The following is a 20,058-nucleotide window of genomic DNA, read 5'->3' on the forward strand; positions in this document are numbered from 1 at the left end:
CGGTAAGCCGGATGTCACGCAGAATGCCCTTAGAGGCGGGCGATGATGCCGGGATCGCCTTCGCTGTCGCGCACATCGCCGGCGGCGAGGATCGCCGGGACGATGTCCTCGGCCGCGTCGATGACGAGCGGCTTCACCAGATGCGACCGGTGGATGAATCCCTCGCCGCGCATGTGGTCGAGCAGTTCCAGCATCGGTTCCCAGAAGCCGTTGATGTTGGCGAAGACCATCGGCTTGCGATGGCGGCCGAGCTGGCCCCAGGTCATGATCTCGACGATTTCCTCCAGCGTGCCGATGCCGCCCGGGAGGGTGACGAAGGCGTCGGAACGCTCGAACATCAGGTGCTTGCGCTCGTGCATGCCGGGCGTGACGATCAATTCGTCGAGGGAGCCCAGCGACTGGCGCGTGGCCTCCATATCCATCAGGAATTCTGGTATGATGCCCGTGACCCGGCCACCGGCCTCCATCACGCCGGCGGCGACCGCGCCCATGATGCCTTTCGTGCCGCCGCCATAGACGAGGCGGAGCCCGTGCTCGGCGATCGAACGGCCAAGGATGCGGCCTGCCTCGATGTGGGAGGGATCGCGTCCCGGCTGCGAGCCGCAATAGACACAGATGGATCGAATCGGAACGGTCGCGTCGGTCATGGGTCAAAAAAGCACCGCGCTGCAGCAGGCGTCAAGGCGATCGACGGGAAAAGGCGTGCGGAACGGAGGCCGGCATGCGAGAATGCTTGTAGAAAGCTGCGGAAATCGTTAGCAATTTCTGAGATGCTAAAGGCGGTTCCGCAGCGCTCGGGGCCATTTCGGGAAAGATGCGGCAGGGGACGCTGCGGCCGGGGCCAGGCTTCGCCCATGGAGCACAGAGCGGGCGGTCGCCGCCCGGGGAGTAACGGGTATGATGATGAACAAGGCCGGCTGGGTGGCCCTGATTGTCCTGGCGATTGCGTCGCTCCTGATGGTGTTCGTCGTTCTGCCGAATGTCTCGAACAAGGGCGGCGAGGTGGCGAGCGCGCCGGTGGCCGAAACCCGGCCGGCGCCCGCCGAAACGCCGCCCGCGGCGATCTCGACGACCGGTGAAGCACCCGCCGCCGTGGAGCCGAAGTCCGAGGCGCCGACGACCGAGGCGGCCGCGCCGCCGGTTGCCGCCGAGCCTCAGGCGGCAACTGCCGAAAAGCCCGTCGCCGATGCGCCCGCACCGCTCGCGACCGGGAACGATGTCGCGACGGCCGAAAAGACGGCCCGCGAGGCGGCGACCGCGCCGCCGCAGGCGGATCCGGCAGCGGACTGGACCGAGCCCGCCTTCGATGTGCTCCGCGTCGAACCGGACGGCTCGACCGTCATCGCCGGCAAGGCGGAGCCGAACACGACACTGGAAATCGTCGACGGCAAGGACGTCGTCGCCAAGACCGATGTCGGCCCGAACGGCGATTTCGCCGCCGTCTTCGATGAGCCGCTGCCGCCGGGCGATTACCAGCTCACCTTGCGCAGCGTCGACGAGGACGGCGCCTCGAAATCCTCAAGCGAGGTCGCGACCGTGTCCGTGCCGAAGGACAAGGCGGGCGAACTTCTGGCGATGGTGTCGAAGCCGGGCGAGGCGAGCCGCCTGATCGCGACCCCCGAGCCGAAGGCGGAGGCCGATGCCGACACCAAGGCCGGCCCCGACACCAAGGCCGATCCGAAGACGGCCCGTCCGGCCGCTTCGAACCAGCAGGCGGCCGTCGATCCGGCGACGGAGCCCGCGGCCGCGCCGGACGCGGCGGTGCCGGACACCACGGCGCCCGCCGATACCACGCCTGCCGGCCCCTCCGCCTCGCTTCTGTCCGTGTCCGCCGTCGAGATCGAGGGCGACCGGATGTTCGTCGCCGGCCGCGCCCGTCCCGGCGCGCTGGTCCGCGTCTATGCCGACGACCGGCTGGTGGGCGAGGGCAAGGCCGACGAGGCCGGCCGCTTCGTCGTCGACGGGGTGATCACGCTGTCGATCGGCCGGCACACGATCCGCGCCGACATGATGTCGGCCGACGGCAAGCGCGTCGAGCTGCGCGCCGCCGTGCCGTTCGACCGGCCGGAAGGCGACATGGTGGCGGCGGTCGCCGGACCCGCCCCCGGCTTTCTGAACGGCGGCGGCTTCGAGGCCCTGCGCGCGGAGGTGACCAAAGCCTTCGGCCTGCTGAAGGGCCTCTTCGCCTCCGAGGCGTTGCCCGGCGCCGAGCAGCTCGCGGCGGCCCGTTCCGCGACCGAGATCGCGCTGCGCTCGCTCGCCGACGCGCGCCTCGCCGAAGGGGTCGACGAGGGCGTGCGCGCCACCGCCGAAACGATCTCGACCGCCGCCCGCGCCGCCTTCACCATGCTGAAGGCCCTGCCGCAGGACGCCGTCAGCGTGCGCGCCGGGCTTGCGAAGCTCGAAACCGCGATTGGGCCCGTTCTTCTCGACGACGGCGCGCCGGATGCGCCGGTGGCGACCGACACGGCACCCGCCGTCGCCCGGCCCGAGACCGCCGCCGCGCCGGCGGCCAGCGAGCCGGTCTCGACGTCCGAGGCGGCGGACGAGCCGGAGACCATGCATCAGGCGCCGCTGCAGCAGAGCAAGACCTCCGTCATCATCCGGCGCGGCGACACGCTCTGGCAGATTTCCCGCCGCGTCTACGGCGCGGGTGTCCGCTACACGACGATCTATCTCGCCAACGAAAGCCAGATCCGCGATCCGGACCGCATCCTGCCCGGCCAGATCTTCGGCGTGCCGGACAAGGCGATGGACGACGCGGAGTCCGAGAAGATCCACCGCCGCCACGTCACCGGCCAGGATTGATGCGGAAAAGCGGGTCCGTCGCATTGCGGCGGGCGGCGCCGCTTCCTATGTGAAAACGGGTCGCCCGCTACGGCGCCCCGTTTTCATGCCGTTCCGCTGCTTCATCCGCATCGCCGGCGACAGGTGCTTGAGGGCGTGCTCCCGGCCGGGCCGCGCGCGGAGACCATCCATGGCAGTTAAGACCAAGACGGTGTCGGCCGATGCCGGCAATCCGCTCGGAACCCTTGTCAATCTCTGGCCCTATATGTGGCCGAGCGACCGGCACGATCTGAAGATGCGTGTCGTCTGGGCGACCGTCATCCTCGTCGTCGCCAAGATCGTCCTCATCCTCGTTCCCTATTTCTTCAAGTGGGCGACGGATGCGCTGGACCTGAAGCCGGACGCGATCGGCCTCGTTCCGGTGCTGGCGACCGGCGCGATCACGCTGGTCGTCGCCTACAATCTGGCGCGCATCCTGCAGGCCGGGCTGAACCAGCTGCGCGACGCGCTCTTTGCCCGCGTCGGGCAATATGCGGTGCGCAAGCTCGCCTACCGCACCTTCGTGCACATGCACGAACTGTCGCTGCGTTTTCACCTGGAGCGGCGCACTGGCGGCCTGTCGCGCATCATCGAGCGTGGCACCAAGGGCATCGAGACCATCGTTCGCTTCACCATCCTCAACACGGTGCCGACGCTGATCGAGTTCCTGCTGACGGCGGTGATCTTCTGGTGGGGCTACGGCTTCAGCTATCTGCTCGTCACCGCGATCACGGTCTGGCTTTACATCTGGTTCACCATCCGGGCGAGCGACTGGCGCATCGCCATCCGCCGCTCGATGAACGACAGCGATACCGAGGCCAACACCAAGGCGATCGATTCGCTGCTGAACTTCGAGACGGTCAAGTATTTCGGCAACGAGAAAATGGAGGCGCGCCGCTTCGACGAATCGATGGCGCGCTACGAGAAGGCGGCGACCGAGGTATGGACCTCGCTCGGCTGGCTGAACTTCGGCCAGGCGGTGATCTTCGGCGCCGGCACGGCGGTGATGATGGTGATGTCGGCGCTGGCCGTCCAGCGCGGCGAACAGACGCTCGGCGATTTCGTCTTCATCAACGCCATGCTGATGCAACTGTCGATCCCCTTGAATTTCATCGGCTTCGTTTACCGCGAGATCCGCCAGGGGCTGACCGACATCGAGCAGATGTTCGATCTGCTGGAGGTCGCGCCGGAAGTGGTGGACAGGCCGGAGGCGAACGATCTCGTCGTCGACCGCGGTGCGATCGCATTCCGCGACGTCCATTTCGCCTATGATCCCGCCCGGCCGATCCTGAAGGGCATCTCCTTCGAGGTGCCGGCCGGCAAGACCGTCGCCGTGGTCGGCCCCTCGGGCGCCGGCAAGTCGACGCTGTCGCGCCTGCTCTTCCGCTTCTACGACGTGCAGCAAGGCGCGGTGACGATCGACGGACAGGACGTGCGCGACGTGACGCAGGAAAGCCTGCGCCGGGCGATCGGCATCGTGCCGCAGGACACGGTGCTCTTCAATGACACGATCGCCTACAACATCCGCTACGGCCGCATCGACGCCGGCGAGGCGGAGGTGAAGCAGGCCGCCGAGATCGCCCAGGTCGGCCGTTTCATCGAGAGCCTGCCGGACGGATACCGCGCCATGGTCGGCGAGCGCGGGCTGAAGCTCTCCGGCGGCGAGAAGCAGCGCGTCGCCATCGCCCGCACCATTCTCAAGGCACCGCCGATCCTGATCCTCGACGAAGCGACTTCCGCGCTCGACACCCGCACCGAGCAGGACATCCAGCAGGCGCTCGACGCGGTGTCGCGCGACCGCACGACGCTCGTCATCGCCCACCGGCTGTCGACCGTCATCCATGCCGACGAGATCATCGTCCTGAAGGACGGCGGCATCGCCGAGCGCGGCACCCATGGCGAACTGCTCGACAGCAACGGCCTTTACGCCTCGATGTGGAACCGCCAGCGCGAGGCCGTGCAGGCAGAGGAAATCCTGACGAAGGTGCGCGAGAGCGACGATCTCGGCATCGTCGTGCGCGGCGCGACGGCGACGTGAGGCGGGAACCCGGCGCCCGCTTCTTCGTTGCCCGTCGCAAGGTTTTTCTATAGGTCAGGGGCAATCATTCTGGGAGACGACCGTTCATGAGCCTTGTCAGCACCATACGCCGCACATTCGTCCCGGTGCACCGGCTCGGCTATCCCTTCATCGCCGGCTTCTTCGTCGCCTCGGTCCTGCTCGGCTTCCTCTGGGAGCCGCTCTTCTGGATCGGCCTGATTCTCACCGCCTGGTGCGCCTATTTCTTCCGCGATCCGGAGCGTGTCACGCCGCTCGACGACGACCTCGTCATCAGCCCGGCGGACGGGCGCGTCTCCTCGATCGCCTTCATGACGCCGCCCGAGGAGCTCGGCCTCGGCGACCGGCCGATGCTGCGCATCACCGTGTTCATGAACGTCTTCAACGCCCATGTGAACCGCTCGCCGATGCGCGGCACGATCCGCCGCATCGCCTATCGCGCCGGGAAGTTCGTCAATGCCGAACTCGACAAGGCGAGCCACGAGAACGAGCGCAACGGGCTGGTGATCGAGACGCGCCATGGCGAGATCGGCGTGATCCAGATCGCCGGCCTCGTCGCCCGCCGCATCGTCTGCTGGACGCATGAGGGTGCCACGATCGAGGCGGGCGAGCGCTTCGGCCTCATCCGCTTCGGCTCGCGCCTCGACGTCTTCCTGCCGGAGGGCGCCGAGCCCCGGGTCAGCCTCGGCCAGATCGCCGTCGGCGGCGAGACGGTGCTGGCGGAATTCGGATCCGCGAAGGGACCGGTGATCAGCCGGCGCGACTGAGAAAGGCGCCGGCAGGGGCGGCCCGCGCGGCATTTGACCGCGAAGGGGGAGCCCGCACGTTTCCGAACGGACGACAGGAGACCATGATGGACACGCCGTTTCCGCCCTTCGAACCGAACGGTCCCAACCAGGAGGCGCGCGGCCCGCGCCTTCGCGAAATCCCGGTGCGGCTGATCATTCCGAACCTGATCACCGTGCTCGCCATCTGCGCCGGGCTCACTGGCATCCGGCTCGCCTTTGAGAACCGCATCGAGCTTGCCGTCGGCATGGTGCTGCTCGCCGCCTTTCTCGACGGCATCGACGGCCGCGTCGCCCGCCTCCTGAAGGCGACCTCGAAATTCGGCGGCCAGATGGATTCGCTCGCCGACATCGTCAATTTCGGCGTGGCACCGGCGCTGGTCCTCTATGTCTACGTGCTCGACCAGGCGCGCTCCTTCGGCTGGATCGCGGCGCTGATCTATGTGATCGCCGCCGGCCTCAGGCTCGCCCGCTTCAACGTCATGGCGGAGCGTGACGTCAAGGCGGCGTGGCAGGCGTCCTATTTCGTCGGCGTACCGGCACCGGCCGGCGCCATGCTGGTGCTGCTGCCCGTCTATCTCGGCCTGCTCGGCGTGGCGCCCGACCGGCTCGTCGCCTTCATCGCCTCGGGCTACACCGTGCTGATCGGCTTCCTGCTCGTCAGCCGCCTGCCGGTCTGGTCGGGAAAATCGGAAGGCAGCCGTGTGCGCCGCGATCTCGTGCTGCCGCTGATGCTGGCGGTCGTGCTCTATGTCGCGACGTTGATGAGCTTTACTTGGGAGACGATGGCGGTCACCGCCGTCGGCTATCTGCTCACCCTGCCGTTCGGCGCGCGCTCCTGGCAGAAGAAATATGGCGACTGGCCGGGCGTTCCGGCGCGGCCCGACGACAGCATCTCTCCGGAAGGGGAGTGAGGCTCACCGGCAGGCGGAAACGCCACCGAGCCGGGCGATCGCCAGCAGTTCCGGCCGGTATTCGAAATGCATCGTGTCGAAGTGATACCAGCGGCCGCCCCAGATGAAGCCATGGCGTTCGAAGGCCTCGACGATCGCCATCGGAAAGCGGTTGCGGTATTCAGGCACGCGGCCGGGCCTGCCGCCGGCCCAGACCCAGTAATCGGCGTGCGCGGTGTTGAGGTCGATCGCCGCGCCGAAACTGTGGACGGAGAGGTTGCGCTGCCCGGCGACCCTTCGCCAGTTGAAGACACCTGCCGAGGGCGACAGAAACGCCTTCAGGTCCGCATCCGCTGACAGTTCGTCGCGCACGGCAGCAAGCGCCCTGTCGACGCCCTGCCGCCGCGTGACGCGCAGCGTCTCGCCGAACCAGGGGACCGGCACGAGTTCGCGCTTAACCTCTCCGGCAGAGCTGCCGTAGAGCGCTTTCATCAGCGCTTCACTGCGGATACGCCCCGGATCGGCGTTGCGCTCCGGTCGCGTCTCGCAGGCGCCCGCCGGATAGGGCTGCGCGAGACTGTCCTCGATGTCGCCGGAGACGAGCTTTGCGGCATGGTCGCGGACCTTGCCGTCGTCGATGGCGATCCTCGTTCCGTCCCTCAGCATCAGCATGCCGTCGCCTGCGCCGGCGATCGTCTCCGGATAGGCGGAGACGAGGGCGGACACCTTCTGCTCGAGCGTCGGCCCTGCCGCAAGAACCGGGCTGGCCGCGAGCGAGGCGATGACTGCGAGGCCGATGCGCCGGAGCCCTGCCTTGCGGGCGCATGCGGCGGCCTTGCGGGAGAAGCTGCGCAAAGACAGGGAGCTTGAGCGCAGGAGCGCTCCCCGGGGGTCGCGGCGCGCGTCAGTAAACGGTGATGGCGAGATAGTCACCGCCGCGCCCCCGATAGATCCGCACATTGATCATCACGTCGCCCTGGTAGATCGCGGCGGCGGCGTTGGCGGAGATCCGCCCGCGCGCGATCATCCGCTCGGCGCGTTCGCGGTTCTTTGCCGAGCCGAAGAAGGCGTCGCCCTCATCGCCGCGCTGGCGGATGCCGAAGCGATGCACGTTCGCCCGGTCCTGCCGGATGATCTGCCAGGGTTCGCCGAGGCGCTGGCCGCCGGAACTGTAGAGGTCGTCCTCGCCGATATAGGCGTTGTACTCCTCGATCAGCGCGTCCGCCCGGGCCGGACCGCCGAAAAGCACGGCGGCAAGGGCAAAGGCCGTAAGCCAGGGTTTGATCGGCATGGATGTTCCTCCCGAAGATGCGCCTATCCTTACCTGAGGAACGGTCCGGCCGAAGCAGATATTCACCATACCCCGGAGAATATCCGCGTTTCGGTCACGTGCTGCGCGCAAACGCAAGGCGTTCCGCTCGCCGGGCCGCCCATTGAGTCGGGCAGGCATGATCAGGTGGCATCAAGCACGCGAGGCTCCTCGCCGCGGGAAGCCTGCGGCTGCGTCACTCCGGCATGCGGTAGTCGAGGAGGGTCCGCTCGCGGGCCATGAACAGCTTGCCGGTTTCCGTCAGCTCTGGCCCAATGACGCCAAGCATCGCGTCGGCGACCTCGGAGGGATGGGGCAGGGTGTTCGGGTCTTCGCCCGGCACGGCCTGCGCCCGCATCGCGGTGCGCGTCGCGCCGGGATCGACGGAGAGGATGCGCAGCGGCAGCCTCTGCGTCTCTCCGGCCCAGGTCCGCGCCAGGGCCTCGACGGCGGCCTTCGAGGCGGAATAGGGCCCCCAGAAGGGCTTGCACTTGTGCGGCGCGCTCGAGGAGAGCAGCAGCGCCCGGCCGGCATCGGATTTCACCAGCAGCGGCTCGACCGAGCGGATCAGCCGCCAGGTGGCGGTAACGTTGATCGTCATCACCTTCTCGAACACCTTCGCCTCGACATGGCCGATCGGCGACACTGTCCCGAGAATGCCGGCATTGGCGACGAGGATGTCGAGCTTGCCCCACCGCTCGTGGATCGCCGCACCCAGCCGGTCGATCGCGCCCATGTCGGCGAGGTCGAAAGGCACCAGCGTCGCCGGCTTGCCGCCCGCCGCCTTGATCGCGTCGTCGAGCTCCTCCAGCCCGCCGACCGTGCGCGCGGTGGCGATGACCTGCGCGCCGGCCTTGCCGAGCGCCAGCGCGGTAAAATAGCCGATGCCGCGCGAGGCGCCGGTGACCAGCGCGATCCTGCCGTTGAAATCGTGGCTCATGATACTCCGTCCCGTTCGAATTCAAGGCACGGTATGCCGCGCCCCCGATGGAGGCGGTCTAGCGCATTTCCGCTGGAAACGGGATCACCCGACCGGCCCGATCGCGCGCTTTTCTCCGGATTTCCGGCGATGATGCGCGCTCAGCCGTTGCTGGCCAGCACCGAGACCTTGCGTCCCATCGTCTCGCCGTCCTTGTCGAGAAGCCGTGTCGGATAGTCGCCGGTGAAATAGTGGTCGGTGAACTGCGGGCGCGCGGCATTGCGCGGCTCGCCGCCGACGGCGCGGTAAAGGCCGTCGATCGACAGGAACCGCAGCGAATCGGCGCCGATATAGCGGCCCATCGCCTCCAGGCTGTCATACTGATTGGCGATCAGCTTTTCCCGGTCGGGCGTGTCGATGCCGTAGAAGTCCGGATAATAGATCATCGGGCTCGCCACCCTCAGATGCACCTCGCGCGCGCCGGCGTCGCGCATCATCTGCACGATCTTCAGCGAGGTGGTGCCGCGTACGATCGAATCGTCGACGAGGATGACGCGCTTGCCCTCGATCATCGCCCGGTTGGCCGAATGCTTGAGCTTGACGCCGAAGGCGCGGATCTGCTGCGTCGGCTCGATGAAGGTGCGCCCGACATAGTGGTTGCGGATGATGCCGTATTCGAAGGGGATGCCGCTTTCCTGGGCGTAGCCAAGCGCCGCCGGCGTGCCGCCGTCCGGAACGGGCACGACCACGTCGCCGTCGACCGGCGATTCCTTGGCGAGGTTGATGCCCATGTTCTTGCGGGCGACATAGACGCTGCGGCCGCCGACCATCGAATCGGGACGGGCGAAATAGACATATTCGAACAGGCAGAGGCGCTCCGTCTGACCGTTGCCGGCCTTGCGCGAATCGATCGAGATCGAGCCGTCCGGCTGGACCTCGCAGATGATCACCTCGCCGTTCTCGACGTCGCGGACGAATTTCGCGCCGATGATGTCGAGGGCGCAGGTCTCCGAACAGAAGATCGGCTTGCCGTCGAGTTCGCCCATCACCAGCGGCCGGATGCCGGTCGGGTCGCGCGCGGCGATCAGCTTGGTGCGGGTGATCGCCACCATCGAATAGCCACCCTCCATCTGCCGGATCGCGTCGATGAAGCGGTCGGCGGTGGAGGAATAGCGCGAGCGGGCGATGAGATGCAGCACGACCTCGGTGTCCGAGGTCGACTGACAGATGGCGCCGCCGGCGATCAATTGCCGGCGCAGCGTCAGGCCGTTGGTGAAGTTGCCGTTATGGGCAATCGCGATGCCGCCGACCTCGAGCTCGGCGAAGAGCGGCTGGACGTTGCGCAGCGCCACCTCGCCGGTGGTGGAATAGCGCACATGGCCCATGGCGATGTCGCCGGGCAGTCGCGCCAGTGTCACGGGATCGGTGTAGTGGTCGCCGACGAGGCCCATGCGCCGCTCGGAATGGAAGCGCAGGCCATCGAAGGAGACGAGGCCGGCCGCCTCCTGGCCGCGATGCTGCAGGGCGTGCAGCCCGAGCGCCGTCAGCGTCGCCGCATCCGGATGGCCGAGAATGCCGAACACGCCGCATTCCTCACGCAGCGTGTCGCCCTCGAGGTCCTCGAGAAAAGTCTGGGAGTGCGAAGCGGTCATCTCGTTCGGCCTTCGTTCCGGGAATGCGCGGGGGGAACTGGAATAGATCTCATATCGTCCTGCCTCGGCAGGCGTTCAAGTCACGATTCGTGAACGCTCCTGTTACCGAACGGGTCCCATCCGGGCCGTCGGCCCGGATGCCTCAACCGTTCGTGTCGGGGGCTTCGCCGGCCGGCGCCGCCTCGCCGCCGGGTGCCGGCGTGTCCGTCTCGCCCTCGCCGGTCGCGTCGCGGCCGTTCAGCCGGTCGAGGATCGCCTTGTCGACCTCGGCGGGGAGGAGCGCCACGAGGCGCGTGCCCAGCGTGTCGAGCAGCGGCTTGGACTTGGCCTGCGTCACCCAGACGGGCTGCTGCGGCGGCGAGACCATCCAGTTGAAGAACAGCATGGCGACGACGACCAGCAGCACGCCGCGCGCCGCGCCGAAGAGAAAGCCGAGCGTCCGGTCCAGCGCGCCGATGCGGCTGTCGATGATGAAGTCGGCGATCCGCATCGTGATCACGGAAATGACGATGAGCGCGACGAAGAAGACCGCGCCGGCCGAGCCGATCTGCGCCACCGTGTCGCTGGTCGTGTAGTTCTTGGCGTAGGGAAGCAGGTAGGGATAGAGGAAATAGGCGGCGGCGGCGGCGCCGACCCAGCTTGCGACCGACAGCACCTCGCGCGAGAAGCCGCGCACCATGGCGAGCACCGCCGAAAACAGCGCGATACCCAGAACCAGACCGTCGAGAATTGTAATCGGCATCGTGTCCCAGTTCCGGATCCTGATCGATCCTCGTTCCTATCCGTCGTCGTCCGTCCCGGCCTGCTTCAGGGCGCCCCGCGAGCCGGCGATCTGCGCAACGACATCGGGCAGGCTCTCCATTCCGCTCCACGTGATGCCCGTTCCCGTCCGGGGAAGATCGGCAGAGGAGGCGGGCAGGACAGCCCTGGAAAATCCGAGTTTTTCGGCTTCCTTGAGGCGCTGCGCGGTCTGCGAGACCGGCCGGATGGCCCCCGACAGGCTCACCTCGCCGAAATAGACGCAATCGGCCGGAAGGGCAAGACCGGCAAGCGAGGAAACCAGCGCGGACGCGACGGCGAGATCGGCCGCCGGCTCGCTGATCCGGTAACCGCCGGCGACGTTGAGATAGACGTCGTGCATGCCGAGCCTGACGCCGCAATGGGCCTCCAGCACGGCGAGGATCATCGAGAGCCGCGCCGAATCCCAGCCGACGACGGCGCGGCGCGGCGTGCCGAGCGAGGTCGGCGCCACCAGCGCCTGCACCTCGACCAGCACGGGCCGCGTGCCCTCCATGCCGGCGAAGACGGCGGCACCCGGCGTTTTCGCATTGCGCTCGCCGAGAAAAAGCTCGGACGGGTTGGAGACCTCGCGCAGGCCCTTGTCCGACATTTCGAAGACGCCGATCTCGTCGGTCGGGCCGAAGCGGTTCTTCACCGTGCGCAGGATGCGGTAGTGGTGGCCGCGGTCGCCCTCGAAATAGAGCACGGCGTCGACCATGTGCTCGACGACGCGGGGGCCGGCGATCTGGCCGTCCTTGGTGACGTGGCCGACGAGGACGACGGTCGTGCCGGTCTGCTTGGCGAAGCGGATCATCGCCTGCACGCCGGTGCGCACCTGCGTCACCGTGCCGGGGGCCGCCTCGGCGAGATCGCTCCACAGCGTCTGGATCGAATCGATGACGGCGAGATCGGGGCGCTTGCCGTCGGCGAGCGTCGCCAGGATGTCTTCCACATTGGTTTCCGCCGCGAGCAGCACGTCGGTATCGGCCGCACCGAGCCGCTGGGCGCGCAGCCGCACCTGCGCCACCGCCTCTTCTCCCGAAACATAGATGACGCGATGCCCGCCGCGCGACAGGGCGGCGGCGGCCTGCATCAGGATGGTCGACTTGCCGATGCCGGGGTCACCGCCGATGAGCAGCGCCGAGCCGCGCACGAAGCCGCCGCCGGTCGCCCGGTCGAGTTCGGACATGCCGGAAACGATGCGCGGCGCGTCCTCGGTCTCGCCGGAGAGCGTCGTCAGCGCCACCGGCCGACCCTTCTTCGGGGTGCGGTTCGGCCCGCCGCCGATGCCGGCGGTCGGGTCTTCCTCGACAATGGTGTTCCACTGCCCGCACCCCTCGCACTTGCCGACCCAGCGCGTGTGCACCGTGCCGCAGTTCTGGCAGATGAAGCTGGTCCTGGCTTTCGCCATTCCGTCTCGCTTTCCCTTGACGGGCGTGTCCGCCGTCAGTCGATATAGAGCCGCTCGTAGCGGTTGCCGAGGCCGGTCAGCAGTTCGTAGCCGATCGTGCCGGCGGCCCGCGCCGTGTCGTCGAGCGCGACATTGTGGCCGAAGAGCTCGACATAGTCGCCGGCGCGCACCGCATTCTCCGGCAGGTCGGTGACGTCGAACAGGCAGAGGTCCATGGTGACGCGCCCGAGGATCGGGACGTGGTAGCCATTGACGAAACCGTGACCTCCGGCCTGCACGGCCCGGCGCAGCGGCACGCCGGAGCCGGAAAGCGAACGGTGGTAGCCGTCGGCATAGCCGATCGCGACCGTGGCGATGCGCGTGTCGCGCGAGAGCACGGCGGTCGCGCCGTAGCTTGCCGAATCCTGCGCCTTGGCCATGCGGATCTGCAGGATGCGGGCTTCGGCGGTGACGACCGGCGTCATCGGATTGGCGACGTCGTTCAGCGCCTCGCCGCCATAGACGGCGATACCGGGGCGTGTCAGGTCGAAATGGAAATCTGGGCCGTGATGGATGCCGGCGGAATTGGCAAGACTCGCGTCGATGCCCTCGAAGGCGCTCGCCACCGCGCGGAAGCGTTCGAGCTGCAGCCGGTTCAGCGCGTGGGACGGATCGTCGGCGCAGGCGAGATGGCTCATCACCAGCACGGGCGAGAAGCTCGCCGGCCGCGCCGGATCGTTGGCGAGCGCCAGCGCCTCCTCCACCGTCAGGCCGAGCCGGTTCATGCCGGTATCGACATGGAGCACGCACGGGTGGTCGCCATGCTCGCCGACGGCCGCCATGTAGACGGCGAGCTGCTCCTCTGAATTGACGATCGGCACCAGGCCGTTGTCGAAGAAAAGCGCCTCGTTGCCCGGCCACATGCCGGCAAGCACGTAGATGCGGCCCTCCGGCACGCTCTCCCGAAGGTCCACGCCTTCTTCCGCATTGGCGACGAAGAAGTCGCGGGCCCCGGCCGCATAGAGCGCTTCCGCCGCCGGCTCCAGCCCAATGCCATAGGCATCCGCCTTGAGCACCGCGGCGGCGCGCGCCTTTCCGGAGAGCCTGCCCATCTGCCGCCAGTTGTCGACGAGGGCGGCAAGGTCGATGGTCAGTCGGTTGGAGGCGGCGTCGAAGGCCGGGTCGATCATGGTGTCAATGCTCGTACTGGGTGAAGGAGGGGTCGGCGAGGTCGGAGAAGCGGGTGAATTCCGCCTGGAAACCGAGCTTCACCGTGCCCGTCGGCCCGTGGCGCTGCTTGGCGATGATGACGTCGGCGGTGCCGCGCACCTTGTCCATCTGCTGCTTCCATTCCTCGTATTTCGGGTCGAACTCGTCGCGCGGCTCGGCATTCTTCACGTAATATTCCTCACGGAAGACGAAGAGCACGACGTCGGCATCCTGCTCGATCGAGCCCGATTCGCGCAGGTCCGACAGCTGCGGCCGCTTGTCGTCGCGGCTTTCCACCTGTCGGGAGAGCTGGGACAGCGCGATGATCGGCACGTTCAGCTCCTTGCCGAGCGCCTTCAGGCCCGTGGTGATCTCGGTCACTTCCTGCACGCGATTCTCGCCCGCCTTCTTCGAGCCGGTCATCAGCTGGACGTAGTCGACGACCAGCACGTCGAGGCCGCGCTGGCGCTTCAGCCGCCGGGCGCGGGCGGCGAGCTGCGCGATCGAGATGCCGCCGGTCTGGTCGATGTAGAGCGGCACCTTCTGCATCATCTGCGAACAGGCGACGAGCTTCTCGAAATCATGCTCGGTGATGTCGCCGCGGCGGATCTTCGAGGAAGACACTTCGGTCTGCTCGGAGATGATGCGGGTGGCGAGCTGTTCGGACGACATTTCCAGCGAGTAGAAGCCGACGACGCCGCCGTTCTTCGCCTTCATCGAGCCGTCCGGCTGGACCTCGCCCTCATAGGCGGCGGCGATGTTGTAGGCGATGTTGGTGGCGAGCGAGGTCTTGCCCATGCCGGGGCGTCCGGCGAGGATGATCAGGTCGGAGCGCTGCAGCCCGCCCATCTTGGCGTCGAGCGTCTGGATGCCCGTCGAGATGCCGGAGAGATGGCCGTCGCGCTCGAAGGCGGCGCCAGCCATGTCGATCGCCAGCGCCACCGCCTCGTTGAAGGACTGGAAGCCGCCGTCGTAGCGGCCGGTCTCGGCCAGTTCGAAGAGGCGCCGCTCGGCATCCTCGATCTGGGTCTGCGGCGGCATGTCGAGCGGCGCATCGAAGGCGATGTTGACCATGTCCTCGCCGATGGTGATCAGCGAGCGGCGCAGCGCCAGGTCGTAGATCGCCCGGCCGTAATCCTCGGCATTGATGATGGTGACGGCCGCGCCGGCGAGACGGGCCATATACTGGCCGATCGTCAGGTCGCCGACCTTGTCGTCGCCGGGGATGAAGGTCTTGATCGTCACCGGATGGGCGGTCTTGCCCATGCGGATGATGTCGCCGGCGACCTCGTAGATCTTCCGGTGCAGCGGCTCGTGGAAATGCACTGGCTTCAGGAAGTCCGACACGCGGTAATAGGCGTCGTTGTTGACGAGGATGGCGCCGAGCAGTGCCTGCTCCGCCTCGAGATTGTTCGGCGCCTCGCGATGGGCCGGCTCCATCGGATCCTTCGGCGCGGCGGCGATGCGGCGGGGGGCTTCGTTCATGGCAGGCGGCTCCGGCCTTCTGTCTCTGTCGTCAGGGCCTGTTTGCAGATCGCGGACAGGATGGTCAACTCCTTTGTCGCCCCGCCTGGCTTCGTCACCGGTGTCCCCATCATCCACAGTCCCGCCCGGCGCAGCGCTCGGCAAATCGACCGGAGGCACGGTTCCTCTTGACAGCCGGATCGACGCGTGGCCTTCCGTTCCTAGCATTTGTTCCTATTTTGTTCCAGTTTTTTTACGGTCGCAGGACGCCTGCCTTGATCGGGCGGCGCTCAGCCATAGATAGGGGTGCAATGATGAGAAGGCTATCGATCAAGGGGATCCCATGTCCGATCCGTCGCTCAACCGTTCCCTGATGGACGAATTTTCCAAGGTGAACCGCAAGCTCCGGGCGCTGTTCGACGCCCGGGTCAAGGAGCGCGGGCTGACGCTGGCGCGGGCGCGCGCCCTGTTCAGGCTGTCCGCCCGCGAGGCCTGCAACCAGCGCGAGCTCGCCGACGATCTGGAGATCGAGACGCCGACGATCGTCCGCCTTCTCGACGGCATGGAGCGGCAGGGCTTCATCGAGCGGCGCTCCGAACGCTCGGACCGGCGCATCAAGCAGATCCACCTGACCGATGCGGGACGCCGGGCTGCCTGCGACATCGAGAACCTCGCCGCGTCGATCCGGGCAGAGGTCGTCAGCGATATTCCCGAGGACGATATCCGTGTCGCCCTGCGCGTCGTCCGCGCCATGGGCGAAAACCTGCAGGCGATGGCGCGCGACTGACGGAGACTGTGCCGCGCCGGCCCGGGGAAGGACGCAGACGCAAAGGCCCGGGCCGATTGCTCGGTCCGGGCCTTTCGCAGCGGAAACGCGGACGATTACTCGTCGTCGGCTTCGTATTCGGCTTCCGGGTTGAAGAAGTCTTCCGGACGCAGCGCGTCCTCGTCGACGCCGTAGATCGCGTCGGCCGAGGTCAGGTTCTCGCCCTGCGACTGGCGGGCGGCCTCGTCGGCCGAGCGGGCGACGTTGATCTCGATCGCGATCTCGACTTCGGCATGCAGGTGCAGCGTGACGGAATGCAGGCCGATCGTCTTGATCGGCTGGTTGAGGTCGACCTGGTTGCGGGCGATCGTGAAGCCTTCCGCCGACAGGGTCTCGACGATGTCGCGGGCGGCGACCGAACCGTAGAGCTGGCCGGTCTCGCCGGCGGAGCGGACGACGACGAAGGACTTGCCGTCGAGCACTTCGGCGACCGACTGGGCTTCCGACTTGCGCTCGAGGTTGCGCGCCTCGAGCGTGGCGCGGTCCTTCTCGAAGCGGGCCTTGTTGGCCTCGTTGGCGCGCAGCGCCTTGCCGAGCGGCAGCAGGTAGTTGCGCGCAAAGCCGTCCTTGACGCGGACGACCTCGCCCATCTGGCCGAGCTTGGCAATGCGTTCGAGCAGAATGACGTTCATGATCTTTTTCCTTTTCTTGAGACTGTCATGCGTTGGGATCCTTCCCGATCGGCGTGATGGCGATCGCGCGGCGCGTGTCGCTGAGGCCGGTCAGGAGGAAGGCGATGGCCGGCAGCGTGAAGAGCAGCACGGAAAGATAGGCGAGCCAGAGCACCGGGAGGCGCCAGGGTTTTCCGCGCGTGCGGAAATGCATCACGGCGAAACCGGAGACGAGGAAGCCGGCACCGAACGTGCCGCAGACGAGCGCGCCGATGACGGCCGGGGTCCCGCCGAGAAAGGCGAGGATCAGGCCGGCGAGGAAGACGAAGATCGCATGCCGGCTCATCCTCAGCGCCGACGGCAGGTCGTCGCGCGGGCGAAGGCCCGTGCCCGACAGGCCGACGATGCGCGCGGCGACGTAGAAGGCGCAAAACAGCAGCAGCACCCAGATCGCGCCCTGCACCAGCGGCAGCGCCAGCGCGAACACGCTCTTGATCTGGACGACCGCGGCGGCATCGGGATCGTAGAGCGGCTCCTGCGTCTTCAGCGTTTCGATCACCATGTCGACCATGCGGTCGGAAAGGCTGCCGTCATAGCCGATGATCGCCCCGGTGATGATCATGCTGAGCGTCACCAGGCCGCAGATATGAGTGAGGATGCCGGAGAGCGGATACCAGGCGAGTGCGTCGTCCGGGCCGCCGAGTTCGCTCGCCGGGCGGGCGAGGTTGGCGAGATGTCCGATCCAGGCGGCGGGCCCGAGGGTGATGACCACGATCAGAAGCGCGAAATAGGGCGAGACCATCAGGGCGGAGACCGCGCCGGCGACGAGGACGGCGGCGATCGCGGCGGCATTGCCCCAGCCGAGGCTCGCGATCAGCACCGGCAGCGCCGAGGCGGCATAGAGCATGACGGCGAAGCCCGACTGGCCGCTCGCCCCGAAGGAGAGGAAGGCCGCCGTCACGCCGGCAAGCCCGCCGGTCAGGAGCGATGTCTGGTTCACGCGGTTCATGTCGGTCGCTGTCCTGCCGTGGCAGTTAGGGGCGCCGCCTTTCGTGGCGGAGGGCCCCAACATGGGTCTTGCCGCGTTTGCGGCCATGGTCCGATCCGCGCCCGTCGCGGAAGGGAGGAGAGAGGCGGCCCGCCGTCGGAGGGCCGCCTCTCACGCAGAGTCATCCGCCCGACCGTCGAGTCAGGCGGCGCGCGTCACGTCAGCTTCAGGCGACGACGTAGGGCAGCAGGCCGAGGAAGCGGGCGCGCTTGATCGCCTGGGCGAGTTCGCGCTGCTTCTTCTGGCTGACCGCGGTGATGCGCGAGGGAACGATCTTGCCGCGCTCGGAAATGTAGCGCTGCAGCAGGCGCACGTCCTTGTAGTCGATCCGCGGTGCGTTGGCGCCCGAGAAGGGGCAGGTCTTGCGGCGGCGGTGGAACGGGCGGCGGGCGGGAGCGGAAGAAACTTCAGCCATGGTCTGGTCTCCTTATGCGCGGTCTTCGCGCGGACGGCGCGGACGGTCTTCACGGTCGCCACGCGGGCCGCGGTCGCGATCGCCGAAGCCGCCTTCACGCGGGCCACGGTCGCCGCGGTCGCCGCGCGGACGGTCGTCACGGTCGCGCTTCTGCATCATCGCGGAAGGGCCTTCCTCGTGCTTCTCGACGGCGATCGTCATGTAGCGCAGGATGTCTTCGTTGATGCGCATCTGGCGTTCCATCTCGTGCACGGCCGGAGCCGGGGCGTCGATGTCGACCAGCACGTAATGCGCCTTGCGGTTCTTCTTGATGCGGTAGGTGAGGGACTTCAGGCCCCAGTTCTCGACGCGGCCGATCTTGCCGCCGTTTGCTTCGAGGACACCCTTGTACTGTTCGACGAGGGCCTCGACCTGCTGGGCGGAAATATCCTGCCGGGCAAGGAATACGTGTTCGTAGAGAGCCATGAGGCTTTGCCTTTCTTGCGTTTAACGTCACCCGGATCCGGCGCCAAGCCTCAACGACTGTTCCTGCGGGGAGAAGACCCCGGTTGCAAGAAAGTGTTGTTCCAAGATGGTCGAGAGCGGAGACACGGGAGGCCGGACACCTTCTGGGTCCTGGCGGTCGCCGTCACCGGCAACCGGCCCTCCGTTCAGCCACCAGCCGAAGGACCGGGTGTTGCGAACGCCGCGCTTATACGGGTTTTCGCGGATTTGGCAAGGTGTCGGCGCCGAGATTTCTCGCGTCCGCGCCGGTTCGCCCTGTCTCAGAGCACCGCCGGATAGAGCCGGTGCAGCCGCGCGATGCCGTCGAGCACGTCCTTCGAGAGCGTGACGTCGGCCGCGCCGATGTCGGTCTTCAATTGCTCCATCGAGGTCGCACCGATGATGACGGAGGTCATGAAGGGGCGCGTCAGGCAGAAGGCGAGCGCCATCTGGGCGGGATCGAGCCCGTTCTCGCGCGCGAGGGCCACATAGGCGGCGACCGCCGGCTCCTGGAACGCGTTGAAGCGGTTGCCGAGATTGGTGTTGCCGACGACGAGGCGCGAGCCCTCCGGGCGCTGGCCGTCGAGATATTTGCCGGTCAGCAGGCCGGCGGCAAGCGGCGTATAGGCGAGCAGCCCGACCCCCTCGTGATGGGCGATGTCGGCCATGTCGAGGTCGAAGGTCCGGTAGAGGAGATTGTATTCGTTCTGTACCGAGACGACGCGGGGCAGGCCGAGGCGCTCGGCGAAGTCGAGCATCTTCATCGTGCCCCAGGCCGTGTCGTTCGAAAGCCCGACCGTGCGCACCTTCCCGGCCTTGACCAGCTCGCCGAGCTTCTCCAGCAGCGCCAGCATGTCGGCGGGAACGGTGTCGCGGTCCTGCGTGGTGGCGTCGTAGCTCCAGCTCTGGCGGAAATGGTAGTGGCCGCGATTGGGCCAGTGGAGCTGGTAGAGGTCGACATAGTCGGTCTTCAGGCGTTTCAGGCTGGCGTCGATCGCCTCGTCGATCCCTTCCGGCGTCGTCGGCCCGCCGTTGCGGATATAGGGACGGCCGGGTCCTGCGACCTTGCTGGCGAGCACGATGTCGTCGCGCCGGCCGCGCTTTGAGATCCAGTTGCCGATGATCTCCTCCGTCAAGCCGTAGGTCTCGGCCGACAGCGGCGTCGTCGGGTAGAGCTCGGCCGTGTCGATGAAGGTGACGCCGTTCTCGACGGCATAGTCGAGCTGCTCGAAGGCCTCGGCCTCTGTGTTCTGGGAACCCCAGGTCATGGTGCCGAGGCAGATTTCGGAGACGTCGATGCCGGAGCGGCCGAGCGGGCGATATTTCATGACGATGGGGACCTTGGCGTCGGGCGCGGCTTGCGGCGGCTGAAAAAGCGCGCCGCGCGCCGGG

General features: G+C 67.4%; 19 protein-coding genes. 5 read left to right on the forward strand and 14 right to left on the reverse strand.

Annotated elements, in window-relative coordinates:
• Positions 1-29 precede the first annotated feature (29 nt).
• Positions 30-647: an LOG family protein gene (locus ACEVQ6_RS08380; RefSeq protein ID WP_374888481.1), complete on the reverse strand. Its 618-nt coding sequence runs from the start codon at positions 645-647 to the stop codon at positions 30-32.
• A gap of 250 nt (positions 648-897) precedes the next feature.
• Here ACEVQ6_RS08380 and ACEVQ6_RS08385 point away from each other — a divergent pair, with 250 nt between their 5' ends.
• The 4 genes from ACEVQ6_RS08385 (at position 898) to pssA (ending at position 6,581) form a co-directional block, all read left to right on the forward strand.
• Positions 898-2,808, forward strand: coding sequence for a LysM peptidoglycan-binding domain-containing protein (locus ACEVQ6_RS08385; RefSeq protein WP_374888482.1), 1,911 nt, complete (start codon positions 898-900; stop codon positions 2,806-2,808).
• Between the two features lie 169 nt (positions 2,809-2,977).
• Positions 2,978-4,864: an ABCB family ABC transporter ATP-binding protein/permease gene (locus tag ACEVQ6_RS08390; protein ID WP_374888483.1), complete on the forward strand. Its 1,887-nt coding sequence runs from the start codon at positions 2,978-2,980 to the stop codon at positions 4,862-4,864.
• A gap of 86 nt (positions 4,865-4,950) precedes the next feature.
• A complete protein-coding gene (locus tag ACEVQ6_RS08395; RefSeq protein WP_374888484.1) occupies positions 4,951-5,649 on the forward strand; it encodes a phosphatidylserine decarboxylase in 699 nt (232 codons plus the stop codon).
• Positions 5,650-5,735: 86 nt separating this feature from the next.
• Positions 5,736-6,581, forward strand: coding sequence for a CDP-diacylglycerol--serine O-phosphatidyltransferase (pssA, locus tag ACEVQ6_RS08400; RefSeq protein ID WP_374888485.1), 846 nt, complete (start codon positions 5,736-5,738; stop codon positions 6,579-6,581).
• A gap of 3 nt (positions 6,582-6,584) precedes the next feature.
• On the opposite strand, the gene ACEVQ6_RS08405 is transcribed toward pssA, so the two are convergent.
• The 8 genes from ACEVQ6_RS08405 to ACEVQ6_RS08440 form a co-directional block, all read right to left on the reverse strand.
• The gene (locus ACEVQ6_RS08405; RefSeq protein WP_374888486.1) at positions 6,585-7,415 is read right to left on the reverse strand and encodes a M15 family metallopeptidase; all 831 of its coding nucleotides are present in this window, start codon (positions 7,413-7,415) and stop codon (positions 6,585-6,587) included.
• Positions 7,416-7,464: 49 nt separating this feature from the next.
• Positions 7,465-7,851 (reverse strand): hypothetical protein, encoded by a 387-nt coding sequence (locus ACEVQ6_RS08410; protein ID WP_374888487.1) that lies wholly within the window; start codon positions 7,849-7,851, stop codon positions 7,465-7,467.
• A 214-nt stretch (positions 7,852-8,065) separates the two neighbouring features.
• The gene (locus tag ACEVQ6_RS08415; protein WP_374888488.1) at positions 8,066-8,809 is read right to left on the reverse strand and encodes an SDR family NAD(P)-dependent oxidoreductase; all 744 of its coding nucleotides are present in this window, start codon (positions 8,807-8,809) and stop codon (positions 8,066-8,068) included.
• Between the two features lie 140 nt (positions 8,810-8,949).
• Positions 8,950-10,440, reverse strand: coding sequence for an amidophosphoribosyltransferase (gene purF, locus ACEVQ6_RS08420; RefSeq protein WP_374888489.1), 1,491 nt, complete (start codon positions 10,438-10,440; stop codon positions 8,950-8,952).
• A 142-nt stretch (positions 10,441-10,582) separates the two neighbouring features.
• Positions 10,583-11,182 carry a CvpA family protein gene (locus ACEVQ6_RS08425; RefSeq protein ID WP_374888490.1) on the reverse strand — a complete coding sequence of 200 codons (600 nt, stop codon included), beginning with the start codon at positions 11,180-11,182 and terminating at the stop codon, positions 10,583-10,585.
• 36 nt (positions 11,183-11,218) lie between these two features.
• Positions 11,219-12,631, reverse strand: a complete 1,413-nt coding sequence (gene radA, locus ACEVQ6_RS08430) for a DNA repair protein RadA (RefSeq protein ID WP_374888491.1) — start codon at positions 12,629-12,631, stop codon at positions 11,219-11,221.
• Between the two features lie 35 nt (positions 12,632-12,666).
• A complete protein-coding gene (alr, locus tag ACEVQ6_RS08435; RefSeq protein WP_374888492.1) occupies positions 12,667-13,800 on the reverse strand; it encodes an alanine racemase in 1,134 nt (377 codons plus the stop codon).
• Between the two features lie 4 nt (positions 13,801-13,804).
• Positions 13,805-15,304: a replicative DNA helicase gene (locus ACEVQ6_RS08440; RefSeq protein WP_374888493.1), complete on the reverse strand. Its 1,500-nt coding sequence runs from the start codon at positions 15,302-15,304 to the stop codon at positions 13,805-13,807.
• 322 nt (positions 15,305-15,626) lie between these two features.
• Here ACEVQ6_RS08440 and ACEVQ6_RS08445 point away from each other — a divergent pair, with 322 nt between their 5' ends.
• A complete protein-coding gene (locus ACEVQ6_RS08445; RefSeq protein WP_374888494.1) occupies positions 15,627-16,070 on the forward strand; it encodes a MarR family winged helix-turn-helix transcriptional regulator in 444 nt (147 codons plus the stop codon).
• Between the two features lie 95 nt (positions 16,071-16,165).
• Here the strand turns inward: ACEVQ6_RS08445 and rplI are convergent, their stop codons facing one another.
• The 5 genes from rplI to ACEVQ6_RS08470 form a co-directional block, all read right to left on the reverse strand.
• A complete protein-coding gene (gene rplI, locus ACEVQ6_RS08450; RefSeq protein WP_374888495.1) occupies positions 16,166-16,741 on the reverse strand; it encodes a 50S ribosomal protein L9 in 576 nt (191 codons plus the stop codon).
• 25 nt (positions 16,742-16,766) lie between these two features.
• Positions 16,767-17,729 (reverse strand): DUF2232 domain-containing protein, encoded by a 963-nt coding sequence (locus ACEVQ6_RS08455; protein WP_374888496.1) that lies wholly within the window; start codon positions 17,727-17,729, stop codon positions 16,767-16,769.
• Positions 17,730-17,934: 205 nt separating this feature from the next.
• Complete coding sequence (gene rpsR / locus ACEVQ6_RS08460; RefSeq protein ID WP_374888497.1) at positions 17,935-18,183, reverse strand: 30S ribosomal protein S18; 249 nt, start codon at positions 18,181-18,183, stop codon at positions 17,935-17,937.
• A 12-nt stretch (positions 18,184-18,195) separates the two neighbouring features.
• Positions 18,196-18,648 (reverse strand): 30S ribosomal protein S6, encoded by a 453-nt coding sequence (gene rpsF, locus ACEVQ6_RS08465; protein ID WP_374888498.1) that lies wholly within the window; start codon positions 18,646-18,648, stop codon positions 18,196-18,198.
• A gap of 299 nt (positions 18,649-18,947) precedes the next feature.
• Positions 18,948-19,994, reverse strand: coding sequence for an aldo/keto reductase (locus tag ACEVQ6_RS08470; RefSeq protein WP_374888499.1), 1,047 nt, complete (start codon positions 19,992-19,994; stop codon positions 18,948-18,950).
• Positions 19,995-20,058: the final 64 nt, after the last annotated feature.

The organism is Ensifer soli, assembly GCF_041928815.1.
GTDB lineage: Bacteria > Pseudomonadota > Alphaproteobacteria > Rhizobiales > Rhizobiaceae > JBHFEI01.